Below are 5,073 nucleotides of genomic sequence, written 5' to 3'. Positions count from 1 at the left end.
CCGACAGGCGGGTTAAACCGCGCGGGGGTTCGAATCCCTCTTCCTCCGCCATATTTTTCACATTACACTTTCCGTTTTGGTAAGTGTTTTTTATTTGTCAAATTTTAAGGTTTTAGCTATGTTGAAAAGGCATTGGTGCATTATTGTATAGAAGACAAGCTGAAGGAGAAATTCTATATTATAATGAAAGAAACGACAAAAAGAGGATGGGTACAAAAAAATGAATGGCGCTGATGAAAGGTTTATGAAGCTAGCAATAGAGGCGGCTGATCGGGCTGAGCGTTTAGGGGAGGTGCCGATTGGAGCGATTATTGTGAAAGATGATGCGGTTATTGCTAGAGGGTATAACCTTCGTGAGTTGAACCAACAAGCGCTTGCTCACGCAGAATTAATGGCGATTGAGGAAGCCTGTAAAATGCTCGGTACATGGAGGCTGACTGATTGTACATTATATGTAACGTTGGAGCCTTGTCCAATGTGCGCAGGTGCGATTGTTCAATCAAGGATTGACCGAGTTGTGTACGGAGCTTCTGACCCGAAAGCGGGCTGTGCTGGGACGTTGATGAATCTCCTGCAAGAGGAACGTTTCAACCACCAAGCAGAAGTCGTTTCAGGTGTATTGGAAGAGGAATGTAGCTCTCGACTGACGCGGTTTTTTCAAGAAATTCGTGAACGAAAGCGTGAGGAAAGAAAAAAGAAGAGTGAATGATTCCTTTTATTGGCTAACACTAACCCTTGCTTTTTATTGGCAAACAAACTATACTAGAAATGCGTCGCATTAGACGCCTAACAATGTTATACAATTTCCGTGCTAGGTGGGGAGGTAGCGGTGCCCTGTTACTCGCAATCCGCTATAGCGAGGCTGAATCCCTTCTCGAGGTTTTGTCATCGTAAGGTCTGACCTATGTAAGTGGTGTTGACGTTTGGGTTCTACGCAACGAAAACCCATGAACCCTGTCAGGTCCGGAAGGAAGCAGCAGTAAGTGGCCCCTTTCGTGTGCCGTAGAGTCGCCTGGGCTGAGCTAACTGCATAGGTAACGCTTAGGGTGGCATTATCGAAGGAAGGTGCACGGTTTAATAATATGATGTCTATGTTTTAAAAGTAACTACACAATATTGTAGCTGCTTTTTTTTTTTTGTAGAGATCGATGAAATCCTTTGATTTGGTGTAATTAGAGAGAAAGCTTTGAAATCTTGTTTTTGAATCGCTATAATTAATAGGAATGTAACTGAGGAAAAAGGGGGTTTTTGGGTGAGTTATCAGGCGTTATACCGTGTTTGGAGACCGCAGCTACTTAAAGATGTCGTCGGGCAAGAACACATTACAACAACGCTTCAAAATGCACTCGTACAAGAAAAATTTTCCCATGCCTACCTTTTCTCCGGACCTAGAGGAACAGGAAAAACAAGTGCTGCGAAAATTATTGCCAAGGCAATAAACTGTGAAAAGGCCCCAGTGTCAGAGCCTTGTAATGAATGCAAAGCATGTAAAGGGATTACTTCTGGTGCTATTGTGGATGTGATGGAGATCGATGCTGCCTCCAATAATGGGGTCGATGAGATTAGAGATATTCGTGATAAAGTGAAATTTGCGCCTAATGAAGTGCGGTACAAGGTGTATATTATTGATGAAGTGCATATGTTATCGACGGGGGCGTTTAATGCCTTACTAAAAACGTTGGAAGAACCACCAGGCCATGTTATTTTTATTTTAGCCACGACAGAACCTCATAAGATTCCTTTAACGATTATTTCTCGTTGTCAGCGTTTTGATTTTAAACGAATTCCCAATGTAGCTTTGGTGGAGCGAATGCAAGAAATACTCACTCATGAAAATGCTGAAGTGGATGAAGATGCATTAATACTTATTGCTCGAGCGGCTGAAGGGGGCATGCGAGATGCGTTAAGTTTGTTGGATCAAGCCATTTCCTTTGCAGCAGGACGCGTAACCCTAGAAGATGTGCTTTCGATTACGGGGGCGGTTTCTCAAGATGCCCTTTTAGATGTTGTAGAAGCCATTCATAACAATGAGACTGCAAGGGCATTACAATCGTTTGATCGGATCATGAGTGAAGGAAAAGACCCTCTGCGTTTTGTGGAAGATCTGATTTATTATTATCGTGATTTGTTGCTCTATCAAACGGCTCCAGATGCGGAGTATTTGTTAGAAAGAGCACAGGTGAATAAAGCATTTGCTGAACTTGCGAAAAAAATTGAGCGCTCATGGCTTTATAAAGCCATTGAAACATTAAACGAGAGCCAGCAAAGAATGAAATGGTCCTCTCATCCAAAGGTGATTGTTGAGTTAGGTTTGGTTACCTTGTGCAACCAACGGGTACCGGTAAGTGACGCTATTTCTTCTGTTGATCAAGGTCAAATTCGGTCATTGTCACAAAAGGTTGAGCAACTAGAGCGGATCATTCAACAATTGAAAGAAACTGGGCTAGAGCCTTCAGGTCCTACAAGGGAAACGAGGGCGCCTGTACGAAGACCTGTTAAGCAAATGCCGCAAACGAAGGTGGCATCGGCGAAAGTAAAAGAGATGCTAAAGGGAGCGACGAAGCAGCAGCTTCAGCTAATTAGTGGCCGTTGGGGTGAAGTAATGGAACGAGTACGATCTCAAAACATTCCTGCCCACGCATGGTTGAGTGATTGTAAGCCAGTAGCTGCTTCTGACAGATTAATTCTTCTTGCGTTTCAAAACGAGATGCACCGTGATATGATTGATACTAAGTTCCGACCGTTTGTGGAAGGTGTGCTACAGGAAACCTTTTCACAGCCTTACTCGTTTTTCACCTTTTTACAAGGGCAATGGGATAAAGTAAAAGAAGAATACATGAAAGACCAACGTGGTGATGGTGATGCTCCTGAAGCAGATCCGATTGTTGATGAAGCCATAAAGCTTTTTGGTACAGATTTGATTGAAATTATTGAGGATTGAATTTTTAAGGAGGGTGATTTTTTATGAAAAATATGGGACAAATGATGAAACAAATGCAAAAAATGCAAAAGCAAATGCTGAAAGCGCAAGAGGAATTAAAGGAAAAGACTGTAGAAGCGACGGCTGGTGGAGGGATGGTTACAGTTATCGCAAGTGGTGATAAGCGAATCATTGACGTGAAGATTTCTGAAGATGTCATTGATCCAGACGATCCTGAAATGCTTCAAGATCTTATTTTAGCTGCAACAAATGAAGCGTTAAAAAAGGTCGATGAGCTTGTAGAGCAAGATATGGGCAAGTTCACAAAAGGAATGAACATTCCTGGTATGTTCTAGGAGGTATTCGATTGCAATATCCTGAACCAATTGCAAAACTAATCGAAGGTTTTATGAGGTTGCCAGGCATCGGTCCAAAGACGGCGAGTCGCCTGGCTTTCTTTGTCTTAGATATGAAGGAAGACGATGTGTTAGATTTTGCAAAAGCTTTAGTCAATGGGAAGCGGAATTTAATGTATTGCTCGATTTGCCATAACATCACCGATACGGATCCATGTCGGATTTGTGAGGATACAAAAAGAGACGATACGATGGTCTGTGTTGTGCAAGACGCAAAAGATGTGATCGCAATGGAAAAAATGAAAGAGTACCACGGGAAGTATCATGTTTTGCACGGTGCAATTTCTCCGATGGACGGGGTGGGTCCTGAGGATATTAAAATTCCTGAATTGTTAAAGCGACTTCAAGATGACACAATTCAAGAGGTCATTATTGCTACGAACCCGACCATTGAAGGAGAAGCGACAGCGATGTATTTATCGCGTCTTGTGAAGCCGACAGGAATCAAAGTTACTCGGATTGCCCACGGTTTGCCTGTCGGTGGTGATTTGGAATACGCAGATGAGGTTACGCTATCAAAAGCGATTGAAGGTCGCCGAGAGCTTTAGATAGGTAAGGAGGCTGTTATGCTATTTCAAAAAAAGCGAAGCATTCGTCGCAATGAAGACGAGCGGCTTTTGGCAATGATTGAGGAAGAGAAGCGATTGCTTGAAAGTCAGCAATGCATTGTATCGCGTAGTGTGGATCCATCTGAGGAAGTGCTGCTGCGTTTAAAGATGACTGAAATGAAATATTTGTTTCTTTTAAAAGAAGCGAGAATACGAAAAACAACAAAGAATGGAAGGTCTTAGGACGTTCTGTTCTTTTTTTGTTTTTGACGAATAGACTTTAAGAAAAAGACAAGCAGATGCTGGAGGGAAGGCGATGGACCCAATTGTTGTATTTACACTTTTAGGTGGACTTGTTTTAATGTTATTAATTGTAGGTGCTCCCTTAAAGCCGTTGCGATTTATAGGGCAGGCAGCGATGAAAGTGTTGATTGGGGTGTTGTTACTCTTTTTTTTAAATACCTTTGGTTCATTGATAGGATTGCATATTCCGATTAATGGTGTGACTGCAACAGTTTCTGGTTTTCTTGGTATTCCGGGACTTGTTTTACTAGTGGCTGTTCAGCAGTTTATTCTTTAAGAAACCTCGCAGGAGTGAGGTTTTTTTGTGGAAAGGGGACGGAGCTTACAGGATGATAAAGCAGGAAGCTTGTCGCTCACACCCCTTCATTGAAAGGTTGCTTAGCGTTACTTGACGAACTCGTTTTCATCCTAGTGGGAAGAGCGAGCCGTTCATGGAGGTTTCTGTTGAAAGATTAGGAAAGTATGATATCACAAAGCTGTCTAGCTCCAGGCACCAGCGGATCGCGGTCGCTTTAGCTCCTCCGGCCAAAACAAAAAACGTTTCCGAATGGACGTTTCGATTATTCTTACTAGCTCTCTATATAAAACAAGTGGACCATAAAAATAAATTTTTTTAAAAAGAGTGTTGCGTTGATTATTAGTCTGTGTTATATTATTTCTTGTCGCTGATGAGCGATAAAAATCATTTTAAAAAAGTTGTTGACGGAACGATAGGTTATATGATAGATTAATCTAGTCGCCAAAAACGACAAGCAGTTCTTTGAAAACTGAACAAAAGCCAAGCGTAATATAAGAGATACAAGGTATCTCGTCAATGAATTTTTTAATGAAGAGCTAAGTCAGCTTGAAGATAGAAATGGATGGCAGGCTAAGGTCGCAACGTCCT

General features: G+C 42.0%; 6 protein-coding genes and 1 other RNA gene. All 7 read left to right on the top strand.

Annotation, left to right across the window (positions count from 1 at the left end; all coding sequences use genetic code 11):
• The first annotated feature begins 220 nt into the window (after window positions 1-220).
• The 7 genes from tadA to BLT_RS0120815 all read left to right on the top strand — a co-directional run bounded on the left by tadA (window position 221) and on the right by BLT_RS0120815 (window position 4,464).
• Window positions 221-709 carry a tRNA adenosine(34) deaminase TadA gene (gene tadA, locus BLT_RS0120840; RefSeq protein WP_017729637.1) on the top strand — a complete coding sequence of 163 codons (489 nt, stop codon included), beginning with the start codon at window positions 221-223 and terminating at the stop codon, window positions 707-709.
• A gap of 97 nt (window positions 710-806) precedes the next feature.
• Window positions 807-1,073, top strand: an RNA gene (gene ffs, locus BLT_RS23520) — signal recognition particle sRNA large type.
• A 179-nt stretch (window positions 1,074-1,252) separates the two neighbouring features.
• Complete coding sequence (gene dnaX / locus BLT_RS0120835) at window positions 1,253-2,941, top strand: DNA polymerase III subunit gamma/tau (RefSeq protein ID WP_017729636.1); 1,689 nt, start codon at window positions 1,253-1,255, stop codon at window positions 2,939-2,941.
• 23 nt (window positions 2,942-2,964) lie between these two features.
• Window positions 2,965-3,276, top strand: coding sequence for a YbaB/EbfC family nucleoid-associated protein (locus BLT_RS0120830; protein WP_017729635.1), 312 nt, complete (start codon window positions 2,965-2,967; stop codon window positions 3,274-3,276).
• An 11-nt stretch (window positions 3,277-3,287) separates the two neighbouring features.
• Window positions 3,288-3,884, top strand: coding sequence for a recombination mediator RecR (recR, locus tag BLT_RS0120825; RefSeq protein WP_017729634.1), 597 nt, complete (start codon window positions 3,288-3,290; stop codon window positions 3,882-3,884).
• An 18-nt stretch (window positions 3,885-3,902) separates the two neighbouring features.
• Complete coding sequence (locus BLT_RS0120820; RefSeq protein WP_017729633.1) at window positions 3,903-4,127, top strand: YaaL family protein; 225 nt, start codon at window positions 3,903-3,905, stop codon at window positions 4,125-4,127.
• 73 nt (window positions 4,128-4,200) lie between these two features.
• Window positions 4,201-4,464: a pro-sigmaK processing inhibitor BofA family protein gene (locus BLT_RS0120815; protein ID WP_017729632.1), complete on the top strand. Its 264-nt coding sequence runs from the start codon at window positions 4,201-4,203 to the stop codon at window positions 4,462-4,464.
• The last annotated feature ends 609 nt before the right edge of the window (window positions 4,465-5,073 follow it).

The organism is Halalkalibacterium ligniniphilum, from assembly GCF_000334155.1.
In the GTDB taxonomy this organism is placed as follows: domain Bacteria; phylum Bacillota; class Bacilli; order Bacillales; family Bacillaceae_D; genus Halalkalibacterium; species Halalkalibacterium ligniniphilum.
This window is presented reverse-complemented; position numbering and strand designations above follow the sequence as displayed.

Coding starts and splice junctions, on each gene's coding strand:
- tadA (WP_017729637.1), top strand. CDS start 221: ATGAATGGCGCTGATGAAAGGTTTATGAAGCTAGCAATAGAGGCGGCT.
- BLT_RS0120830 (WP_017729635.1), top strand. CDS start 2,965: ATGAAAAATATGGGACAAATGATGAAACAAATGCAAAAAATGCAAAAG.
- BLT_RS0120820 (WP_017729633.1), top strand. CDS start 3,903: ATGCTATTTCAAAAAAAGCGAAGCATTCGTCGCAATGAAGACGAGCGG.
- BLT_RS0120815 (WP_017729632.1), top strand. CDS start 4,201: ATGGACCCAATTGTTGTATTTACACTTTTAGGTGGACTTGTTTTAATG.